We start from the raw sequence: 19,022 nt of genomic DNA on the forward strand, positions 1-19,022 counted from the left end.
AAAGTCGCAGACCAATCGGTCAGGCAACCTGCTGCAAAATGTCGCGCAGACGGTCCAGGGCGGTGTCGATGTCCAGGGTCTCGATGGCGCCAAACCCCAGGAAAAACCCGGCTTTTGGCGCTTGCTGGTAGTAAAAGCTGTCGATTGCATAGAGCCCGACTTCGACCTTCTTGGCCAACTCGATCACCAATGGAATATCGATAGGCACCTTGCACATCACCACCATGTGAAACCCGGCAGTGGTGGGCACCGGCGCAAGCCACGGTGAAAGATCACCGGCCATGCGCGTCAGGATCCGCTCGCGGCGCCCGGCATAGATCGTATGGCAGCGCCGGATGTGCTTGAGCAGGCAGCCTTCGGCGATGAATTTGGCCAGCGCCCATTGGGGCAGGGTCGAGGTGTGCAGGTCGGTGAGCTGTTTGGCGCGGATCACGGCGTCGAGAATTGCCGGTGGCAAAATCGCATAACCGAGGCGCAGTTCCGGCAGCATGGTTTTCGAAAACGTGCCGACATAGGCAACGATGCCGCGCTCGTCCATGCTTTGCAGCGAATCGGTGGGCCGGCCTTCGTAGCGGAATTCGCTGTCGTAATCGTCCTCGATGATGATCGCGCCCAGCTCGTACGCGCGCTCCAGCAGTGCTAACCGGCGCGCCTGACTCATGGGCATGCCCAACGGGAACTGGTGGGAAGGCGTGACGTAAATCAGCCGGGTGCCCAACGGAATCTTGTCCACTTGAATGCCTTCGGCATCCACTGGCACGCCGATCACCGTGGCGCCGTGAGTGCCGAACAACAAGCGCGCCGGCGGATAACCGGGGTCTTCCATCGCGACGATGCTACCCGGCCGGTTCAGTACCCGGGAAATCAGGTCCAGCGCCTGTTGCGCGCCGTTGCAGACCACCACGTCTTCGTCCTGGCAATTGACCCCGCGAGAAAACGCGATATGCCGTGCGATGGCGTTACGCAGCGCCGGCAGGCCTTCGGGCAAGCTGTAGAAACCCTTGGACGCTGTGATCTGGCGCAATGCATGGGAGGTGCAGCGGCGCCAATCGTCCTGGGGAAACTGCCCTTTGCTGGTGGCGCCGCCGATGAAATCGTAGCGCAGCGAGCCTTCCAGGTTCGGATGCCGCAGAAACACCGGCAGGTTGCGCCAGGATTCGATCACCTCAAAACTCGCCAGCGCCGAATGGCTCTGCTTGGGCACGGGTTTCGCCGCCCGGGCGTTGACGTAAGTGCCTTTGCCAATGACACCGGTCAGGAAGTTTTCATACGTCAGCTGCGCATAGGTGTCGGAAATGGTCTTGCGCGAAATGCCCAACTGCTCGGCCAGCAAGCGACTGGGCGGCAGCTGCGTGCCGGCTGCCAGACGGCCGGTTTCAATGGCGCTGCGCAGTTGGTTGTACAACTGGCCTGCCAGGTCCTTGCGGCCGTTGATGACAACATGAAGTTCCATACCGGCGAGGCTCCTGGGCGATAGAGGCGCGTGTGCGTCGCGCCAGATTACCCGCAAGGGCCGCGGTGCAGAAGTTGCGCGGGCAAAAAAGCGGCGATTGGTCTGCTGCCGGGCGGTCCACGGCTTTTTCGCTCAATTGGATCTGTAACGTGCCGGCGTCAGCGCCTACCGTGGAAGCAACCCTTCAAACCAAGAGGCTGCCACCATGAGTTCCCGCCTTGATTACTACAGCGCCTCGCCCAAGGCGATGAAAGCGATGATCGCCATGGAAGCCTTGACCAGCAACCTCAGCATCGAGCCGGCGCTGTTGCACCTGATCAAGATCCGCGCCTCGCAAATCAACGGCTGCGCCTTCTGTACCGATATGCACTCGGTGGATGCGCGGCGTCTGGGCGAGACGGACCGGCGCTTGTATTCGATCGTGGTATGGCGCGACAGCGGCTTCTTCAACCCCCGTGAACGGGCGGCGCTGGCCTGGACCGAAACGGTGACGTTGCTGTCTGAAAGCCATGTGCCGGATGACGTGTATGCATTGGCCCGGGAGCAGTTCAGTGAAACCGAAATGGTCGACTTGACCATCGCCGTCACTACCATCAATAGCTGGAATCGTCTGGCGGTGAGCTTTCGGCAAACCCCCAGTGGCTGAATCGATTTTCCATCGGGGGTGTCACGTCAGGTTCATAAACGCTGCGCAGGATGAGGTTTTACAGGACAGATCGACAGGGAGTCATAGATGGCATTCATGGAATCCGCTCGCGCCTCCGGTATCGATCCGGTGCTCGCGCAATCCTTCCGGGTGAGCGCCCGTTGCGGTTGCTTCATGCAAGCGGCGCGCAGCCTCAATATCAAATCAACTCAGTTGCGCAAACACCTGGCGCAGCTTGAAGCGCAATTGCAGTGTTCGCTGTTCCATCATCAGGACGCTGGCGTGGCGTTGAGCCGTGAAGGGTTGCAGCTTCAGGCGCAATTGATCGCCCTGGCCCATGAGCACGACGTGCCGGTGATCGAACAGCCGCTGATTAGACTGGCCGTGGCCGAGTCGATCCTGCATGACATCCTTGGCCGTGATCTGGTGTCGCTGCTACGCCGCAACGCCAGCGTTCGCCTGGACATCATTACGCTGGACAGTGAACTGGCCCTGCAAGCGATCAGTGCCGATGTGGTGCTGTGGCTGGCCGGCACCGATTCACCGCTGCCGGGGCCCAGTTTCGCCATCAGCGAACCCCAGCCACTGGCGCGCCTGGAGTATTTGCCGCACATCGCCAAACGCTATTCGCGAGTCACCGCACGGCCGGACAGCCTTGATGACCTGGCCGATTTCTTGTTGGTGCAATGGCAGCATGATCGGCAGATCGAGAGTTTCCGCCCATGGAACAGCGTGGTGGATCAGCGCCTGGCCGGCGTGGTGCAGTTGCATTCTTATGAGTTGATGCTGGAGATGATCCGCTGCAGCGCCTGCATCGGCCTGTTGCCGCAGTACATGAGCCAGTTTGACCGTAGCTTGATCGCGTTGCCCGGGTTGTTCGAGCAACCGATGCAGCGCCAGGTGTGGATGGCGGTCAATGCCGAGTCTCAGCGGCAGGCTGATGTGCAGGTTATCGTGGAGCTGATCCAAAACACCTTCAATGAGCGTCGGGAGTGGTTCCAAAGCTGACCTCGATCGCCTGTTAGGGTTGGGGTTGGGGTTGGGGTTGGGTGCATATCCGTTTTTTTGGTGATGGCGGATATTGGTTCCGCCCTGACGGCGGGTCACTTGGAAGAGCGCCAAGTAACCAAGCGCTTGCGCCCCTGACGTCCGGTGCCTCGCCTAGGCTCGGCATTCCCTCACTCCGGTCCTGCTCCGTGGGCCCGCCGCCATCGGCCATCCATGGCCGGGGGCGGCTAACCCGGCATTCATGCCGGGTTGCCCACTGCGCAGAACCTGCGTTCGGCCTCCCGATGGGGCAGATCAAGATCAAGATCAAAAGCGCAAGGCGAGCTAACGCTCGACCTGAAGAGTGGTGAGGAGCCACAGCTGTGCGCCGATCTGCTTTATGTGGGAGCGAGCTTGCTCGCGATGCTGTTGCCGTTGATCGTTCCCACGCTCCGCGTGGGAATGCATCCCGTGACGCTCCGCGTCACCATCGCGCAAGACTCAAGCCTGGTGTCGACAGCGGAACGCAGAGCGTCCCCGGCGGCATTCCCACGCGGAGCATGGGAACGATCAGGACGCGTCAGCGTTGAAGAATCAGGTCGGCCCGTAGGCCGCCTCGCTTGGCTTTGGCGGTGCACGCCCCATCGAGAGGCCGAGCGCAGGTTCTGCGCAGTGGGCAACCCGGCATGGATGCCGGGTTAGCCGCCCCCGGCCATGGATGGCCGATGGCGGCGGGCCCACGGAGCAGGACCGGAGCGAGGGCATGCCGAGCCTTAGCGAGGCACCGAACGTCAGGGGCAAGAGCCCTTGGTTACTTGGGGCTTTTCCAAGTGACCCGCCGTCAGGGCGGAACCAATAGCCGCCGTTACCACAAAAACGGATATGTACCCAACCAGCATCGCACTCCTACAGGGGGAGGATGTCGCCATACCGAGAGATAGCGTTGTAAAGTAATCAGCCATGTCTGCATCAAGGATGAATCACCCATGCCCGCCACCGACCCGATCATCACCCTCGAACGCTTCAACGAATCCCACATCGACGGCGTCACCGCGCTCTACAACGACCCGGCCATCACCCGCCAGGTTTTGCAAATGCCGTTTCAATCCACCGAAGTCTGGCGCAAACGCCTGGCACCGGATAACGAACGCATAGTGCAACTGGTGGCGCTGCATCAAGGCACGGTGATCGGCAACATTGGCCTTGAGCAGTTCTCGCGGATTCGCCGCAGCCACGCCGGCAACCTCGGCATGGGCGTCGCGGTGGCATGGCAGGGCAAAGGCGTGGGCTCGAAACTGCTGGCGGCCGTGCTGGACGTTGCCGACAACTGGATGAATCTGCAACGGGTCGAACTGTCCGTGTATGCCGACAACGAAGCGGCCATCGGGCTCTACCGCAAGTTCGGTTTCGAGACCGAAGGTCTGTTCCGTGACTACGCCGTGCGCGACGGCCGACTGGTCGACACCTTGAGCATGGCGCGCCTGCGTCGCGCGCCGGCCGATTGAGTCAGTCGCCCAACGCAAACGCCACCGCCGCCTGCGCATGCAGTTCGGTGGTGTCGAGCAGGGGCAGGGCGCTGTGCTCGGGTTTGATCAGCAGGCCGATTTCGGTGCAGCCGAGAATGATCGCCTGGGCGCCGCGTCGGGTCAGTGACTCGATGACCTCTTGATACACCTTGCGTGACGCCTCGTTGATCACGCCGACGCACAACTCGTCATAAATGATCCGGTGCACGGCATTACGCTCTTCGGCTTCCGGCACCAGCACCTTCAGGCCTTTTGCGTTCAGCCGATCCTTGAGAAAGTCCTGTTCCATGGTAAACGCCGTGCCCAGCAAGCCGACCGTCAGTGTCCCGGCATCGACTGCTGCCTGACCCGCCGGATCGGCAATGTGCAAAAACGGAATGCTGATCGCAGCCTGAATCTGCCCGGCCACTTTGTGCATGGTGTTGGTACACAGCACCACGCACTCCGCGCCGCCAGCTTCCAAGCGCTGCGCCGCGTCCACCAGGATCGCTGCGGCATCGTCCCAACGCCCGGCATGCTGAGCCTGTTCGACAGGCCCGAAGTCGACGCTGTACATTAGCAATCTCGCCGAACGCAACGGTCCGAGCCGGTCGCGTACCTGTTGATTGATGAGACGGTAATACTCGGCGCTGGACTCCCAGCTCATGCCGCCGATTAGGCCGATGGTGCGCATGGCGTGCTCCTGTTTGTTGGCTACCCTTTGCGAGAGAGTGTCCAGTGGATCCCGGTTTTGATCTATCAGGAAATTTCACATGCCTGACGTCATGAGCCAGCAATTGTTCGGTGGCAGTGTTTGCCTGCAACTCTTGCCCCGTGCCGCCTACAGCGCGCGTGATGCGGCGCAGTCACAAACCCTCGGGGTGACGCTGGAACGTCAGCACGGCGTGCACGCGATCGACTCCGACCGCCGTGTGGATTTTGATACCTGGCCGGGCGTCCTGGCCTATACACCGATTGGTGTCGAGGTGTTCTCAGAGTCAGCCAGCGGCGGTGAATACCTGCTGATGCGCCTCGACGAAGCGTTTGCCAGTGAACAGTTACCCGCCGTCAACCATCGTGTGCAATCTTCAGGCAATCGCCGCGCGCTGACCCTCGCGCGCGAAATGCGGCGGCTGTTGCTGGCCGCGCAACCCGACCAGATGGCGCTCGAGCAATGCGCCCTGGGTTTTATTGGCCTGACCCGGCCGACAATTGGAGCGCCAGACAAGGTCGCACCAGCATCCTTTGCCCGGGTCCTGGATCAGATCGCCGAGCAGTTCCACCAACCCCTGACGCTGGAACAACTGGCCGCCACCTACGGGCACAACGCGCTGCGTTTTCTGCGTGATTTCACCCAGGCCATTGGCCTGACGCCCCACGCCTATCTGGTTGAAGTGCGGCTTCAGGCGGCTCGCCGGATGATCGAACGCAGCGACCTGAACCTGGCCAGCATCGCTCTGGATGCGGGGTTCGCCCATCAGTCCCACATGGGCAGCGCCTTTCGCAAATACCTCGCCATGACCCCCAGCCAGTACCGTTCGCGCTTTTAGTCGTACGCCGCCAGCTCGCATCTGCCATGCTCAATGTCCGCAGCACCGCTTCAACCAAAGGAACACCGCGATGGACGACGTACAGCAACTGGGCGAGATGCTTCGCCACTATGCAGAAAGCGAAGCGCACAAGAAGCAACTGTTTGAGTCGCAATCGGCCATGTGGGCGACGCGCATTGGTGAACTGTTCGATCAGATCCAGCTGTGGCTGGAACCGGTCCAGGCACCGAATCTGCTGGAAGTGAACCGCGAGGCGTGCGTCGCGTCAGGGCCGAGCGTTCCGGTCGAGACGTCCACGTTCAAGACTGAAAAGCTGAGTATCGTGATCGCCGGCAAACCGGTGGAGTTCGTGCCGGACGTTATGGGCGTGGGTGGTCAGATTTCATTGGCGGTGATGGGCTTGACGGCAGCGCGCTATGGCAGCATTTCGCTGGTGTGCCTGCCACCCGCGACCCATTGGCAGTGGCGCAAGACCAACGGCCTGAAAGACCCGGATACCTTTGCCTTCGATGCGAATTTCCTGGCGCAGCAACTGCAGAGCCTGATTCCCCGCGAACGCGGCTGAATCTTCTGACCTGACACATAACCCTGTGGGAGCGAGCCTGCTCGCGATAGCAATTTATCAATCAACATGTATGTTGGCTGATCAACCGCCATCGCGAGCAGGCTCGCTCCCACAGTGGATTTGTGGTGGGTTAGATTTCCAGGTTTCCCCAGCCAGGTTTCAGCACTTCCGGCGCCACTGCCTTCACCGTTTTCCCGGTGGCCAATTCCACTCGCCGCGCTACCTCGGGATCATCCGCAAACGGAATCAGACTGGCATCCTCCAGACTCTGCGTCGTCTCCCGCTTCAGGCAATACTCGACTCCGAGCCAAAGCCCCAGCACCGCCATCACATTCAATAACACTTCAAACATTCCAGGCTCCTTGCCTCACGCAATCTGCGCGTCACGTTCCGCCAAGGCCACGTCCGACACCCGCACGGTGCGCCACACGTTGTAAGCCATCAGCAACATTCCGCTGAGGAAGAACAGGCCGCCGACAAAGCGCACTACGTAACCCGGATGGCTGGCCTGCAACGCTTCGACGAATGAATAGGTCAGCGTGCCGTCGTCGTTGATTGCCCGCCACATCAAGCCTTGGGTAATGCCGTTGACCCACATCGACGCGATGTACAGCACGGTGCCGATGGTCGCCAGCCAGAAGTGCGCGTTGATCAGCGGCGTGCTGAACATCTGCTCTCGTCCAAAGACTTTCGGCACCATGTGGTAAATGGCGCCGAAGGTGATCATTGCCACCCAGCCGAGGGCGCCGGCGTGGACGTGGCCGATGGTCCAGTCGGTGTAGTGGGAGAGGGCATTGACGGTCTTGATCGCCATCATCGGTCCTTCGAAGGTCGACATGCCGTAGAACGCCAGCGATAGCACCAGAAAGCGCAGGATCGGGTCGGTGCGTAACTTATGCCAGGCGCCCGAGAGCGTCATCATGCCGTTGATCATCCCGCCCCAGCTCGGTGCCAGCAGGATCAGCGACATTGCCATGCCCAGCGACTGTGCCCAGTCCGGCAACGCGGTGTAGTGCAAATGGTGCGGACCGGCCCAGATGTACAGGGTGATCAACGCCCAGAAATGCACGATCGACAACCGATAGGAATACACCGGCCGCCCCACCTGTTTGGGCACGAAGTAATACATCATCCCCAGAAACCCGGTGGTCAGGAAAAAGCCCACGGCGTTGTGCCCGTACCACCACTGCACCATGGCGTCGGTGGCCCCGGAATACACCGGGTAGGACTTGAACCAGTCCACCGGAATCGACAGGTGATTGACCACGTGCAGCATGGCGATTACCACGATGAACGCGCCGAAGAACCAATTGCCGACGTAGATATGTTTGGTCTTGCGTTGCACCACGGTGGTGAAGAAGACAATGGCGTACGCGACCCAGACCACGGTCATCCACACCGCGCCGGAGAACTCGATCTCGGCGTATTCCTTGGTGGTGGTGTAGCCCAGCGGCAGGGTGACCAGCATCACCACGATCACCGATTGCCAGCCCCAAAACGTGAACGCGGCCAGTGTGTCCGAGTACAGCCGCACCTGACAGGTGCGCTGCACCGCGTAGTAACTGGCGGCGAATTGCGCGCTGCCGGCAAAGCCGAAAATCACCAGGCTGGTGTGCAGCGGACGCAGGCGGCCGAAGGTGGTCCACGGCAGGTCGAGGTTCATCTCGGGCCACACCAGTTGCGAGGCGATCCACACGCCCATCGCCATCCCCACGACACCCCAGACGATGGTTGCCACGACGAATTGGCGCACGACCTTGTAGTTGTAGGCCTGTGTGAGTGTTGCTGTGCTCATGGTCAATGCTTCCACGGTTGCAAAGTCTTGCCAGCCCACCCGGACTGGCATGCCGTCAACTGTAGAAACCCTGCCGAAAACAAAACAGGCTCAGAAAAAGCGAGTTTGTGCGGATCAGATGCAAGCCATGCCTGCGGTCATCTGACGCAGCCTGATACGGTTTTTTCGTGTTCAGGTGAATCTGTAATGCGCTGCGCCGTGGGTTCATAGTCACTGCCTTAAAACGAGCCGAAGAGCCCGATCCGCCACCACAATCCCTGTGGGAGCGGGCTTGCCCGCGAAGGCGGCGGCACAGCCAACAGTGATGTCGCCTGAGACACCGCATTCGCGGGCAAGCCCGCTCCCACAGGTTCTATGCCAGACCCTGATGAGGTAGCCACATGTATCAGTACGACGACTATGACCGGGCCCTGGTCTTCGAGCGGGTTGCGCAGTTTCGCGATCAAGTCGAACGTTTCATGGCCGGCGAGTTGAGCGAAGAAGAATTCCTGCCATTGCGTTTGCAGAACGGCCTGTACATGCAGAAACACGCCTACATGCTGCGCGTGGCGATTCCCTACGGCACGCTCAATGCCGGGCAGATGCGCACGCTGGCGAGCATCGCCCGCGACTACGATCGCGGTTATGGCCACTTCACCACCCGGCAGAACATGCAGTTCAACTGGATCGAACTGGCTCAGGTGCCGGACATTCTCGAGCGCCTGGCGCAGGTCGAGATGCACGCGATCCAGACCTCTGGCAATTGCGTGCGCAACATCACCACCGAAGCCTTTGCCGGGGTGGCGGCGGACGAGCTGATGGACCCGCGTCCGCTGGCGGAAATCCTGCGCCAGTGGTCGACCATCAACCCCGAGTTCCTGTTCCTGCCGCGCAAGTTCAAGATCGCCATCTGCTCGGCGGAGCAGGACCGCGCGGCGATTATGATGCATGACATCGGCCTGTATCTTTATCGCGATGAAAGCGGACAAATGTTGCTGCGTGTCATCGTGGGCGGCGGATTGGGGCGCACGCCGATCCTTGGTTTGCAGATTCGCGAGGGTTTGCCGTGGCAGCATCTGCTGTCCTATGTCGAGGCGGTGCTGCGGGTTTATAACCGCCACGGTCGGCGCGACAACAAGTACAAGGCGCGGATCAAGATTCTGGTCAAGGCCCTGGGCATCGAAGCGTTCGCCAAGGAAGTGGAAGAGGAGTGGCAGTACCTCAAGGACGGTCCGGCGCAGTTGACCGACGCCGAATATGAGCGTGTCGCCAGTGCCTTCGTGGCGCCCGATTACCGTTCGCTGTCTGATACCGACCTGGAATTCGGCACCCGCCTGGCCGACAACCCGGCGTTCGCCCGCTGGGTGTCTCGCAATGTCCAGCCGCACAAGGTCGCGGGTTACACCAGCGTGGTGCTGTCGACCAAACCGGGCATCGCCTCGCCGCCGGGAGACGTCACGACCGAGCAGATGCAAGCCGTGGCCGAATGGTCGGAGCAGTTCGGTTTCGGCGAAATTCGCATCGCCCACGAGCAGAATATCGTGCTGCCGGATGTGCCTAAGGCCAATCTTTACACACTCTGGTGCCTGGCCTGCGAGCAGGGGCTGGGCTGCGCCAACATTGGTTTGCTGACCGACATCATCGCGTGCCCCGGCGGCGACTTCTGCGCGCTGGCCAACGCCAAATCGATCCCGATTGCCCAAGCGATCCAGGCGCGCTTCGACGATCTCGATTACCTCCATGACCTGGGTGATATCAGCCTGAACATCTCCGGCTGCATGAACGCCTGCGGCCACCACCACATCGGCAACATCGGCATCCTGGGCGTCGATAAAAACGGCAGCGAGTGGTACCAGATCACCCTCGGTGGCAGCCAGGGCAAGAACAGTGCGCTGGGCAAGGTCATCGGTCCGTCCTTCAGCGCTGGCGAAGTACCCGAAGTCATCGAGCGCCTCATCGCCACATTTGTCAGTTACCGCGAGAGCGAAGAACTGTTCGTCGACACCCTGCAGCGCATCGGTCTTGAGCCATTCAAGGAGCAGGTTTATCCCAAGCTGCTGGAGGTGCCGGCATGAACAATCTGCTGCGACTGGAGGACGGTGTAGCGCGGATTGTCGCTGACGATCCGTGGGTGCTGGTTCGGGAACTGGAAGGTGAGCTGCCCGCCGGTCCATTGATTTTGCCGCTGACCCGCTGGCTGCAAAATCCCGGGCAACACGCGGTATGGCTCGGGCCGGACGATGAGGTGGAAAGCCTCAAGTCGTGGTTTGAGCAATTGCCATTGATCGCCCTGGATTTTCCGAGTTTTCGTGACGGTCGCGGCTACAGCCAGGCGTACTTGCTGCGCACACGCCTGGGCTGGGCCGGTGAATTGCGCGCGGTGGGCGATGTATTGCGCGATCAACTCAGCCATATGCGCCAATGCGGTTTCGACAGTTTTGCCGTGCGCAAGGACAAATCCGCTGAGGACGCGCTGAAGGGGTTGGCAGGGATGAGCGTGTTGTATGGACGCTCGGTGATTGAGCCCAGGCCATTGTTTCGGCGGCGATAAGCCCCAGGATCTTTGGCCTGGGCGCCTCATCGCGAGCAGGCTCGCTTGTGTCGATGTCATTCGGGCCTCGTTCGTCAGTTCCTGCACACAAGTCCTTGTCAGGAAAAAACCGAAAGAGTACAAATGTACTCCATGACGACTTTAACTCCCCGCCGTACCGCCATCCTGACTTTTATCCGCGATCGAATCGCGGAGCACGGTCAGTCCCCCAGCCTCGCTGAAATCAGCGAGGCGTTCGGTTTTGCCTCCCGAAGCGTGGCACGCAAGCATGTGCTGGCGCTGACCGAGGCCGGTTATATCGAGGTCAGTGCGCATCAGGCCCGGGGCATCCGTTTGCTCGGACAGCCCGCGCGGCCCGAGCTGCTGGACGTCCCGGTTCTCGGTCGGGTGGCGGCGGGTGCACCGATCGGTGCCGATGCCGAGGTGCACAGCCGCTTGCTGCTGGACCCGTCGATCTTCTCGCGTGTGCCCGATTACATGTTACGGGTGCAGGGCGACTCGATGATCGAGGACGGCATTCTCGACGGCGACCTGGTGGGCGTGCACCGCAATCCGGAGGCGCTCAACGGCCAGATCGTCGTGGCGCGGCTCGACGGCGAAGTCACCATCAAGCGTTTCGAGCGCAACGGCGACGAGGTCCGGTTGCTGCCACGCAACCCGGCCTACAAGCCGATCATCGTCGAGGCTGATCAGGACCTGGCCATCGAAGGGGTGTTCTGCGGTCTGGTGAGGCAAGGGTGATGGGCGCCGTCGTTGCGTTGGATACGCTGTTCAATGGCGGCCAGGTCTGGAAGGGCCGGCCTGCGCCACCGGCGGTCAGCCCGCAACCCACCGGGCATGCCGCGCTGGACGCCGCGTTGCCCACCGGTGGATGGCCGGAAGCGGCGCTGACTGAAATCCTCCTGGCCGGGCAGGGCGTTGGCGAGCTGCAACTGGTGTGGCCAGCGCTGGCGCGGCTGTCGGCAGCGGGTGAACGCATCGTGCTGGTGGCGCCGCCTTACGTACCGTATCCGCAGGCCTGGCAGAACGCCGGGGTCGATCTGCGCCAGTTGTCGATCATTCAGGCCAGCGAGCGCGATGCCCTGTGGGCGGCGGAACAATGCCTGCGTTCAGGCAGTTGCGGCGCGGTGCTGTGCTGGCCGCACAAGGCCGATGACCGGGCCTTGCGCCGTTTGCAGGTGGCGGCGGAAACCGGTTCGACCCTGGCGTTCGCCTACCGCTCGATCCATGAAGCGATCAACCCGTCACCGGCCGCGCTGCGCATCGCCATCGATGCCAGGCCCGCGCAATTGCGCGTGCTCAAGTGCCGGGGCGGATTGGCGCGTTCGGCACCGATTGCCTTCCCCGTGGGGCATTGAGGTTGCCATGCGCTGGGTGTGCATTCTTTTTCCGCAATTGGCGCTGGACGCGGTGCTGCGTCAGCGTCCCGATCCTGATGAACCATTGGCGCTGCTGACCGGCCCGGCCCAGCGTCGGGTGTTGCAAGCGGTGAACGCTTCGGCGCGGGCGCTGGGCTTGCGTGCCGGGCAATCGATGACCGCCGCGCAAGCCTTGAGCAAAGCCTTTGCCACGGCTGAATACGACGTCGCCGAGATCGAGCACTGGCAACAGTTTCTGGCGGCGTGGGCCTATCGTTTCAGCTCACAGGTCAGCGTCCATTACCCGCGTGCCGTAGTGTTTGAAATCGAATCCAGCCTGGGACTGTTCGGGCCCTGGTCGCAGTTCGAGGCGCGGTTGCGGACCGAACTTGGCGATCTGGGCTTTCGTCATCGGATCGTCGCCGCGCCCAACCCGGTGGCTGCGCGGGTATTGGCCAACGTTTATGACGGTCTGGTGGTGCCGGACAACGAGGCCTTGCAACACCATCTCGGGCAGTTGCCGGTCGACCGGATCGCTCTGGAACCGGCGGTGGCCACGGCGTTGTCGCGCATGGGGCTGCGCACCCTGGGCCAGGTGCAGGCGCTGCCGCGTAATAGTCTGGCGCGGCGTTTCGAGGCTCAGGTGCTCAAGCACCTCGACGCCTTGTCCGGTGAACGTCAGCTGGCGCTGGCGTTCTACCTGCCGCCTGATCGCTTCGATGTGCGCATCGAACTCAACTTTGACGTGCAATCGCATCAGGCGTTGCTGTTTCCATTACGCCGGTTGACCGGCGATCTGTCGGCGTTTCTGTGCGGCCGGGACAGCGGCGTGCAGCGGTTCGACCTGCACCTTGAACACGCAGGCTTGCCGGACACGGTGATCAAGGTCGGCCTGCTCAGCGCCGAGCGTGACCCGGCGATGCTCTTCGAGCTGGCCCGGGGTCGACTGGAGCAGGTTCAAGTCGAAGCCCCTGTACGCGGTTTTCGGCTGCGCGCCGAAGACCTGCCAAGCTTTGTCCCGCAGCGTCAGGAACTGTTCGACGACCGTCCGCAACAGTCCTTGCCCTGGGAGCAACTGCGCGAACGCTTGCGCGCGCGGCTCGGGGATGACGCGGTGCATGGCTTGCGCTTCCAGGCCGACCACCGCCCCGAGTGCGCGTGGCAGGCGCGGGTCGACAATCAACTCTGTGCGGGGGTGGCGGGCGGGCAGCGTCCGGGCTGGTTGCTGACGCAGCCACTGGGGATCCACGAAGGGTCGGCGCGCATTCTCATGGGGCCGGAGCGCATCGAATCCGGTTGGTGGGACGGCGATGATGTGCGTCGCGACTACTACCTGATCGAAACCCGTTCCGGCCAGCAGGGCTGGGCCTATCGTGCGGTGGGTGAGGGCGGTCCGTTGTGGCTGCAAGGCTGGTTCGCATGAGCATCGGATATGCCGAGTTGCACTGCCTGTCGAACTTCAGTTTCCAGCGCGGTGCTTCCAGTGCCCTGGAACTGTTTCAACGGGCAAAAAAGCACGACTATCAGGCGCTGGCGATCACCGATGAATGCACCCTGGCCGGCATCGTCCGCGCCTGGCAAGCCGCAAAGTCGGTGGAGCTGCCACTGATCATCGGCAGCGAAATACGCATCGAGGACGGTCCGAAACTGGTGCTGCTGGTGGAGAACCTCGAGGGTTACCAGACCCTGTGTCGGCTGATAACCCGAGCGCGGCGGCGCACGCAAAAAGGCCACTATCAGGTCCTGCGCGAAGACTTCAACGAACCCATGCCAGGACTGCTGGCGTTGTGGGTGCCGGACGCTGTCGATGATTTTGCCAGCGGCCACTGGTTGAAACAGGCATTCGCCGAGCGTTTGTGGCTGGCGGTGCAGTTGCATTGCGGCCAGGACGACCGCGGGCGACTGGACGCCTTGCTGACCCTGGCCAGGGAACTGCGCATTCCGGCAGTGGCCAGCAGCGATGTGCACATGCATACCCGTGGTCGACGCGCCTTGCAGGACACCATGACCGCGATCCGTCATCACTTGCCGGTGGCCGAGGCCGGGCTGCGTCTTCACCCCAATGGCGAGCGGCATGTGCGCAGCCTTGAGGCGTTGCAATCGATCTATCCGCCAACGCTGCTCGCTGAAACCTTGACCATCGCCCGACGCTGCACGTTCGACCTCGGCCAGTTGCGTTATCAATATCCCCGCGAACTGGTACCCCAAGGCCAGACGGCGACGTCCTGGCTGCGCCATCTGACCGAAGAGGGCGTTGCGTGGCGCTGGCCAAAAGGCCCGCAAGCCAAGGTGCTGGTGCAGATCGACAAGGAACTGCAACTGATCGCCGAACTGGGTTATGAAAGCTACTTCCTGACCGTGCATGACATTGTGCGATTCGCCCGTGAGCAACACATCCTGTGTCAGGGCCGTGGTTCAGCAGCCAACTCGGCGGTGTGTTTTGCCTTGGGCATCACGGAAATCGATCCGGATCGCACCACGCTGCTGTTCGAACGTTTTCTCTCCAAAGAGCGCAACGAGCCGCCGGACATCGACGTCGATTTCGAACATGAACGCCGCGAGGAAGTCTTGCAGTACGTGTTCCAGCGCTATGGCCGGACCCGTGCGGCGCTGACGGCAGTGGTCAGCACGTATCACGCGGCCGGCGCGGTGCGTGACGTGGCCAAGGCCCTGGGGTTGCCGCCGGACCAGATCAATGCGCTGGCCGATTGCTGCGGTCACTGGAGCGATGCAACGCCGCCGGTGGAGCGCCTGGTCGAGGGCGGTTTCGACCCCGAGAGCCCAGTGCTGCGTCGGGTGCTGAGCCTGACCGGGCAACTGATCGGTTTTCCCCGGCACCTGTCCCAGCACCCCGGTGGCTTCGTGATTTCCGAGCAGCCGCTGGACAGCCTGGTGCCGGTGGAAAACGCCGCCATGGCCGAACGCACGATCATTCAGTGGGACAAGGACGACCTGGATGCGGTGGGACTGCTCAAGGTGGATATTCTGGCACTGGGCATGCTCAGCGCGATTCGTCGGTGCTTTGATCTGCTGCGCCGTCATCGCCATCTCGACCTGAGCCTGGCAACGATTCCGTCCGAAGACCCGGATACCTACGACATGATCGGCCGTGCCGACACCATCGGCGTGTTCCAGATCGAATCCCGGGCGCAGATGTCGATGCTGCCCAGACTCAAGCCGCGTACGTTTTACGATCTGGTGATCGAGGTGGCCATCGTCCGCCCGGGGCCGATTCAGGGCGGAATGGTGCATCCGTACCTGCGTCGGCGAAACAAGCAAGAGCCCGAGGTTTACCCGTCTCCAGCCCTGGAAGTCGTGCTCAAGCGCACCCTGGGCGTGCCGCTGTTCCAGGAACAGGTGATGCAGATTGCCATTGTCGCCGCCGACTACAGCCCCGGCGAGGCCGATCAGTTACGCCGCTCCATGGCGGCCTGGAAGCGTCACGGTGGATTGGAGCCGCACAAGGACCGACTGGCCGCCGGCATGAAGAAAAACGGCTACACGGCCGAGTTTGCCGCGCAGATCTTCGAACAGATCAAAGGTTTTGGCAGCTACGGATTTCCTGAGTCCCACGCCGCCAGTTTCGCGTTGCTGACCTACGCCAGTTGCTGGCTGAAATGCCACGAACCGGCGGCTTTCGCCTGTGCGCTGATCAACAGCTGGCCCATGGGGTTCTACAGCCCGGACCAGATCCTGCAGGACGCGCGCCGGCATCATTTGCAGATCCGCCCGGTGGACGTGCGCGCCAGTGACTGGGATTGCAGCCTGGAACCGATCAGCGGCGCGCAACCGGCGATTCGCATGGGGCTGCGGATGATCAAGGGCTTTCGCGAGGACGATGCCCGACGCATCGAAACGGCGAGGGCGAAGGGGGTATTTGTCGACATCGCCGACCTGGGCGAACGGGCGCAGCTCGATGCTCGCGCCCAGGAGCAACTGGCCGATGCCGGTGCGCTGCGCGGCCTGGCCGGTGACCGCCATCGGGCGCGCTGGGAAGTGGCGGGGGTGCACAAGCAACTGGGCTTGTTCGCCGGTCTGCCGAGTCAGGAAGAGGACGCGGTGTTGCTGCCCAAACCCACCGTGGGCGAGGACCTGTTGGCCGACTACAACAGTGTCGGCACCACCCTCGGCCCGCATCCGCTGGCCTTGCTGCGCGGTGAATTGAAAGCCCGACGTTGCCGCAGTTCGAAAGAATTGATGGAGGTCGAGCACGGGCGTCCGGTCAGCGTCGCCGGCCTGGTCACCGGGCGACAACGGCCGGGCACCGCCAGCGGCGTGACGTTCGTCACCCTTGAAGATGAATTCGGCAACGTCAACGTGATTGTCTGGCGTGACTTGGCAGAGCGGCAGCGCAAGGTGCTGGTCGGCTCGCAACTGCTCAAGGTCGATGGCCGCTGGGAAAAGGAAGGCGAGGTGCGCCACCTGATCGCCGGGCGCCTGAGCGACCTGAGTCCTTTGCTCGACGGCATCAGCGTGCGCAGCCGCGATTTCCGCTGATCTCCACACTGACGATGATCGTTCCCACGCTCTGCGTGGGAATGCAGCCATGGACGCTCCGCGTCCCCCCGCTGTGACGCAGAGCGTCACGGGAGGCATTCCCACGCGGAGCATGGGAACGATCATCACGGTGCGGCCAATACATTGGCGCCAATAAAAATTAAACATTGTTCTCAATGATGGCACTTTGGCATAATGCCGGCCGCCGACGTCCCGCACGTCGATCATCGATTTGATTTCCCCTCGCTTTTTTCGCCGCTGCAACCCGCAGTGGCTGGCTATTGTCGCGCCGGGATAAACCGTTTTTTTCAAAAGGAATGTGCAGTGAGAATGATCTCTCGAATGTTGGTATCGACGGCAGCGATTGCCCTCTTGGGTAGCATTGCCGGCTGCGCGACCGAAAGCTCGCAAGCCTTGCCGATTGCCAAAGTCGAAAGCGCCAGCGTGGCGTATGCCGGTGTTCGTGTGCCGATGGCTGTCGGCAAGTTCGATAACCGCTCGAGCTACATGCGCGGGATCTTCTCCGACGGCGTCGATCGCCTCGGCGGTCAGGCCAAGACCATCCTGATCACCCACTTGCAGCAGACCAATCGCTTCAGCGTGCTGGACCGCGACAACATGGGCGAGATCCAGCAGGAGGCCGCGATCAAGGGCCAATCCCAGCGACTCAAGGGCGCTGATTTTGTGGTGACCGGCGACGTCACCGAGTTTGGCCGCAAAGAGACCGGTGATCACCAGTTGTTCGGCATTCTCGGTCGCGGCAAGACCCAGGTGGCCTACGCCAAGGTCAATCTGAACATCGTCAATATCAGCACGTCCGAAGTGGTGTATTCGACCCAGGGCGCGGGTGAATACGCCTTGTCCAACCGGGAAATCATCGGCTTTGGCGGCACCGCTGCCTACGATTCGACCCTCAACGGCAAAGTGCTCGACCTGGCCATGCGCGAGGCGATCAATCGTCTTGTGGACGGCATGAACGCCGGTGCATGGAAACCGGGTAACTGATCAAGGTTTGATGACAAGGAGCGGTACACGCATGTTCAAGATGTATGCGAAATGGGCGCTGATGGCGTCGACATTACTGGCCAGCGGTCTGTTGGCCGGTTGCAGCACCCCGAAAACCCTTTACCAGTGGGAAAGCTACCAGCCTGAGGTCTATGAGTACTTCAAGGGTGAACAACCCAAGGAAGCGCAGGCCGAAGCACTGGAGCGCGATCTGCAGAAAATCCGCTCCACCGGCAAGACCCCACCCCCTGGCTACCACGCTCACTTGGGCCTGTTGTACCTGAGCATGGGCAAGGACGATCAGATGGTGCAGCAATTCAGGACCGAGAAAACGCTGTTCCCTGAGTCGACGCCGTACATGGACTTTCTGCTTAAAAACGCCAAGGCCGGAGTGACTCAATGATCGCGCGCTCAATGAAACTGATGGCCGGGCTGCTGGCGCTGGCACTGCTTGGCGGTTGTGTCAGCCCCAAGACCGTCGACTATGCGGCGTATAAGCAGGCTCGTCCGAAAACCATTCTGGTGCTGCCGCCGCTGAACAACTCACCGGACGTCAAGGCGTCCTACAGCATGCTGTCGCAAGTCACGTTCCCATTGGCCGAAGCCGGTTATTACGTGCTGCCGATCACGCTGGTCGATGAGACATTTCGCCAGAACGGTCTGACCACGCCAGCAGACATCCATCAGGCACCGGCCAACAAACTGCAGGAAATTTTCGGTGCCGATGCGGCGCTCTACATCACCGTGACGGATTACGGTACGCGCTACTTGATCATCCGCAGCGAAACCGTGGTGACCGCCACCGCGAAACTGGTTGACCTCAAGACCGGCACCACCCTGTGGACCGGCTCGGCCCGGGCGTCGAGTGAAGAGGGCAATAACAACAGCGGCGGTGGCTTGATCGGCGCGCTGATTACTGCGGCGGTCAAGCAGGTGATCAACAGTTCCACCGATGCCGGTTACCCGATTGCCGGTGTGACCAGTGCGCGGCTGTTGTCCGCAGGTCAACCGGCAGGGTTGCTGTACGGTCCGCGTTCGCCGAAATACGGCACTGACTGATACCTGTCGCTCCAAGCAAGCTCCCGTGGCAAGGGAGCTTGCTGGCGTTGGCCCGTCCGCGCTCGACAAGGG

The 19,022-nt window shown here is 61.7% G+C and carries 18 protein-coding genes; 14 read left to right on the plus strand and 4 right to left on the minus strand.

What is annotated here, in order from left to right:
* Nucleotides 1-19: 19 nt before the first annotated feature.
* A complete protein-coding gene (locus tag K5K95_RS23700; protein WP_222586375.1) occupies nt 20-1,453 on the minus strand; it encodes a PLP-dependent aminotransferase family protein in 1,434 nt (477 codons plus the stop codon).
* Nucleotides 1,454-1,658: 205 nt separating this feature from the next.
* Between K5K95_RS23700 and K5K95_RS23705 the strand changes: the two genes are divergently transcribed.
* The 3 genes from K5K95_RS23705 (at nt 1,659) to K5K95_RS23715 (ending at nt 4,591) form a co-directional block, all read left to right on the plus strand.
* On the plus strand, nt 1,659-2,099 hold the full coding sequence (locus tag K5K95_RS23705) for a carboxymuconolactone decarboxylase family protein (protein ID WP_222586376.1): 441 nt from the start codon (nt 1,659-1,661) through the stop codon (nt 2,097-2,099).
* A gap of 87 nt (nt 2,100-2,186) precedes the next feature.
* Nucleotides 2,187-3,107, plus strand: a complete 921-nt coding sequence (locus K5K95_RS23710; RefSeq protein WP_222586377.1) for a LysR family transcriptional regulator — start codon at nt 2,187-2,189, stop codon at nt 3,105-3,107.
* 965 nt (nt 3,108-4,072) lie between these two features.
* Nucleotides 4,073-4,591, plus strand: a complete 519-nt coding sequence (locus K5K95_RS23715; protein ID WP_222586378.1) for a GNAT family N-acetyltransferase — start codon at nt 4,073-4,075, stop codon at nt 4,589-4,591.
* A 1-nt stretch (nt 4,592) separates the two neighbouring features.
* On the opposite strand, the gene K5K95_RS23720 is transcribed toward K5K95_RS23715, so the two are convergent.
* Nucleotides 4,593-5,285 carry an aspartate/glutamate racemase family protein gene (locus tag K5K95_RS23720; RefSeq protein ID WP_222586379.1) on the minus strand — a complete coding sequence of 231 codons (693 nt, stop codon included), beginning with the start codon at nt 5,283-5,285 and terminating at the stop codon, nt 4,593-4,595.
* A 79-nt stretch (nt 5,286-5,364) separates the two neighbouring features.
* Here K5K95_RS23720 and K5K95_RS23725 point away from each other — a divergent pair, with 79 nt between their 5' ends.
* Nucleotides 5,365-6,141, plus strand: coding sequence for a helix-turn-helix domain-containing protein (locus K5K95_RS23725; protein ID WP_222586380.1), 777 nt, complete (start codon nt 5,365-5,367; stop codon nt 6,139-6,141).
* A 70-nt stretch (nt 6,142-6,211) separates the two neighbouring features.
* Complete coding sequence (locus K5K95_RS23730) at nt 6,212-6,706, plus strand: hypothetical protein (RefSeq protein WP_222586381.1); 495 nt, start codon at nt 6,212-6,214, stop codon at nt 6,704-6,706.
* Nucleotides 6,707-6,836: 130 nt separating this feature from the next.
* On the opposite strand, the gene K5K95_RS23735 is transcribed toward K5K95_RS23730, so the two are convergent.
* Entirely contained in the window at nt 6,837-7,058 is a 222-nt protein-coding gene (locus K5K95_RS23735) for a cbb3-type cytochrome c oxidase subunit 3 (protein ID WP_222586382.1), read from the minus strand.
* A 15-nt stretch (nt 7,059-7,073) separates the two neighbouring features.
* Nucleotides 7,074-8,501 carry a cytochrome-c oxidase, cbb3-type subunit I gene (gene ccoN / locus K5K95_RS23740; protein WP_222586383.1) on the minus strand — a complete coding sequence of 476 codons (1,428 nt, stop codon included), beginning with the start codon at nt 8,499-8,501 and terminating at the stop codon, nt 7,074-7,076.
* Between the two features lie 380 nt (nt 8,502-8,881).
* On the opposite strand from ccoN, the gene K5K95_RS23745 reads away from it, so the two are divergent.
* The 9 genes from K5K95_RS23745 (at nt 8,882) to K5K95_RS23785 (ending at nt 18,950) form a co-directional block, all read left to right on the plus strand.
* Nucleotides 8,882-10,555 carry a nitrite/sulfite reductase gene (locus K5K95_RS23745; protein WP_222586384.1) on the plus strand — a complete coding sequence of 558 codons (1,674 nt, stop codon included), beginning with the start codon at nt 8,882-8,884 and terminating at the stop codon, nt 10,553-10,555.
* A complete protein-coding gene (locus K5K95_RS23750) occupies nt 10,552-11,031 on the plus strand; it encodes a DUF934 domain-containing protein (RefSeq protein ID WP_222586385.1) in 480 nt (159 codons plus the stop codon). Before K5K95_RS23745 ends, K5K95_RS23750 begins: the two co-directional genes overlap by 4 nt.
* A 123-nt stretch (nt 11,032-11,154) precedes the next feature.
* A complete protein-coding gene (lexA, locus tag K5K95_RS23755; protein ID WP_222586386.1) occupies nt 11,155-11,772 on the plus strand; it encodes a transcriptional repressor LexA in 618 nt (205 codons plus the stop codon).
* Nucleotides 11,772-12,389: a translesion DNA synthesis-associated protein ImuA gene (imuA, locus tag K5K95_RS23760; RefSeq protein WP_090183365.1), complete on the plus strand. Its 618-nt coding sequence runs from the start codon at nt 11,772-11,774 to the stop codon at nt 12,387-12,389. The genes lexA and imuA overlap by 1 nt, the downstream gene beginning before the upstream one ends.
* A 7-nt stretch (nt 12,390-12,396) precedes the next feature.
* Nucleotides 12,397-13,812 (plus strand): Y-family DNA polymerase, encoded by a 1,416-nt coding sequence (locus K5K95_RS23765; protein ID WP_222586387.1) that lies wholly within the window; start codon nt 12,397-12,399, stop codon nt 13,810-13,812.
* Nucleotides 13,788-16,886 (plus strand): error-prone DNA polymerase, encoded by a 3,099-nt coding sequence (locus K5K95_RS23770; RefSeq protein WP_222586388.1) that lies wholly within the window; start codon nt 13,788-13,790, stop codon nt 16,884-16,886. Before K5K95_RS23765 ends, K5K95_RS23770 begins: the two co-directional genes overlap by 25 nt.
* 330 nt (nt 16,887-17,216) lie before the next feature.
* Nucleotides 17,217-17,891: a CsgG/HfaB family protein gene (locus K5K95_RS23775; RefSeq protein WP_222590403.1), complete on the plus strand. Its 675-nt coding sequence runs from the start codon at nt 17,217-17,219 to the stop codon at nt 17,889-17,891.
* A 31-nt stretch (nt 17,892-17,922) separates the two neighbouring features.
* Complete coding sequence (locus K5K95_RS23780) at nt 17,923-18,294, plus strand: DUF4810 domain-containing protein (protein WP_222586389.1); 372 nt, start codon at nt 17,923-17,925, stop codon at nt 18,292-18,294.
* Nucleotides 18,291-18,950 carry a DUF799 domain-containing protein gene (locus tag K5K95_RS23785; RefSeq protein ID WP_222586390.1) on the plus strand — a complete coding sequence of 220 codons (660 nt, stop codon included), beginning with the start codon at nt 18,291-18,293 and terminating at the stop codon, nt 18,948-18,950. Before K5K95_RS23780 ends, K5K95_RS23785 begins: the two co-directional genes overlap by 4 nt.
* The last annotated feature ends 72 nt before the right edge of the window (nt 18,951-19,022 follow it).

Origin of the sequence: Pseudomonas sp. DR48 (assembly GCF_019823085.1) — a bacterium.
Taxonomy (GTDB): Bacteria; Pseudomonadota; Gammaproteobacteria; order Pseudomonadales; family Pseudomonadaceae; genus Aquipseudomonas.

Excerpts from the sequence above, each read along its gene's own strand:
- K5K95_RS23780 (WP_222586389.1), top strand. The coding sequence starts at position 17,923 with ATGTTCAAGATGTATGCGAAATGGGCGCTGATGGCGTCGACATTACTG.
- K5K95_RS23730 (WP_222586381.1), top strand. The coding sequence starts at position 6,212 with ATGGACGACGTACAGCAACTGGGCGAGATGCTTCGCCACTATGCAGAA.
- K5K95_RS23775 (WP_222590403.1), top strand. The coding sequence starts at position 17,217 with ATGATCTCTCGAATGTTGGTATCGACGGCAGCGATTGCCCTCTTGGGT.
- K5K95_RS23705 (WP_222586376.1), top strand. The coding sequence starts at position 1,659 with ATGAGTTCCCGCCTTGATTACTACAGCGCCTCGCCCAAGGCGATGAAA.
- K5K95_RS23750 (WP_222586385.1), top strand. The coding sequence starts at position 10,552 with ATGAACAATCTGCTGCGACTGGAGGACGGTGTAGCGCGGATTGTCGCT.
- K5K95_RS23715 (WP_222586378.1), top strand. The coding sequence starts at position 4,073 with ATGCCCGCCACCGACCCGATCATCACCCTCGAACGCTTCAACGAATCC.
- ccoN (WP_222586383.1), bottom strand. The coding sequence starts at position 8,501 with ATGAGCACAGCAACACTCACACAGGCCTACAACTACAAGGTCGTGCGC.
- K5K95_RS23725 (WP_222586380.1), top strand. The coding sequence starts at position 5,365 with ATGCCTGACGTCATGAGCCAGCAATTGTTCGGTGGCAGTGTTTGCCTG.
- K5K95_RS23745 (WP_222586384.1), top strand. The coding sequence starts at position 8,882 with ATGTATCAGTACGACGACTATGACCGGGCCCTGGTCTTCGAGCGGGTT.
- K5K95_RS23720 (WP_222586379.1), bottom strand. The coding sequence starts at position 5,285 with ATGCGCACCATCGGCCTAATCGGCGGCATGAGCTGGGAGTCCAGCGCC.
- K5K95_RS23765 (WP_222586387.1), top strand. The coding sequence starts at position 12,397 with ATGCGCTGGGTGTGCATTCTTTTTCCGCAATTGGCGCTGGACGCGGTG.
- K5K95_RS23700 (WP_222586375.1), bottom strand. The coding sequence starts at position 1,453 with ATGGAACTTCATGTTGTCATCAACGGCCGCAAGGACCTGGCAGGCCAG.
- K5K95_RS23735 (WP_222586382.1), bottom strand. The coding sequence starts at position 7,058 with ATGTTTGAAGTGTTATTGAATGTGATGGCGGTGCTGGGGCTTTGGCTC.
- K5K95_RS23785 (WP_222586390.1), top strand. The coding sequence starts at position 18,291 with ATGATCGCGCGCTCAATGAAACTGATGGCCGGGCTGCTGGCGCTGGCA.
- imuA (WP_090183365.1), top strand. The coding sequence starts at position 11,772 with ATGGGCGCCGTCGTTGCGTTGGATACGCTGTTCAATGGCGGCCAGGTC.
- K5K95_RS23710 (WP_222586377.1), top strand. The coding sequence starts at position 2,187 with ATGGCATTCATGGAATCCGCTCGCGCCTCCGGTATCGATCCGGTGCTC.
- lexA (WP_222586386.1), top strand. The coding sequence starts at position 11,155 with ATGTACTCCATGACGACTTTAACTCCCCGCCGTACCGCCATCCTGACT.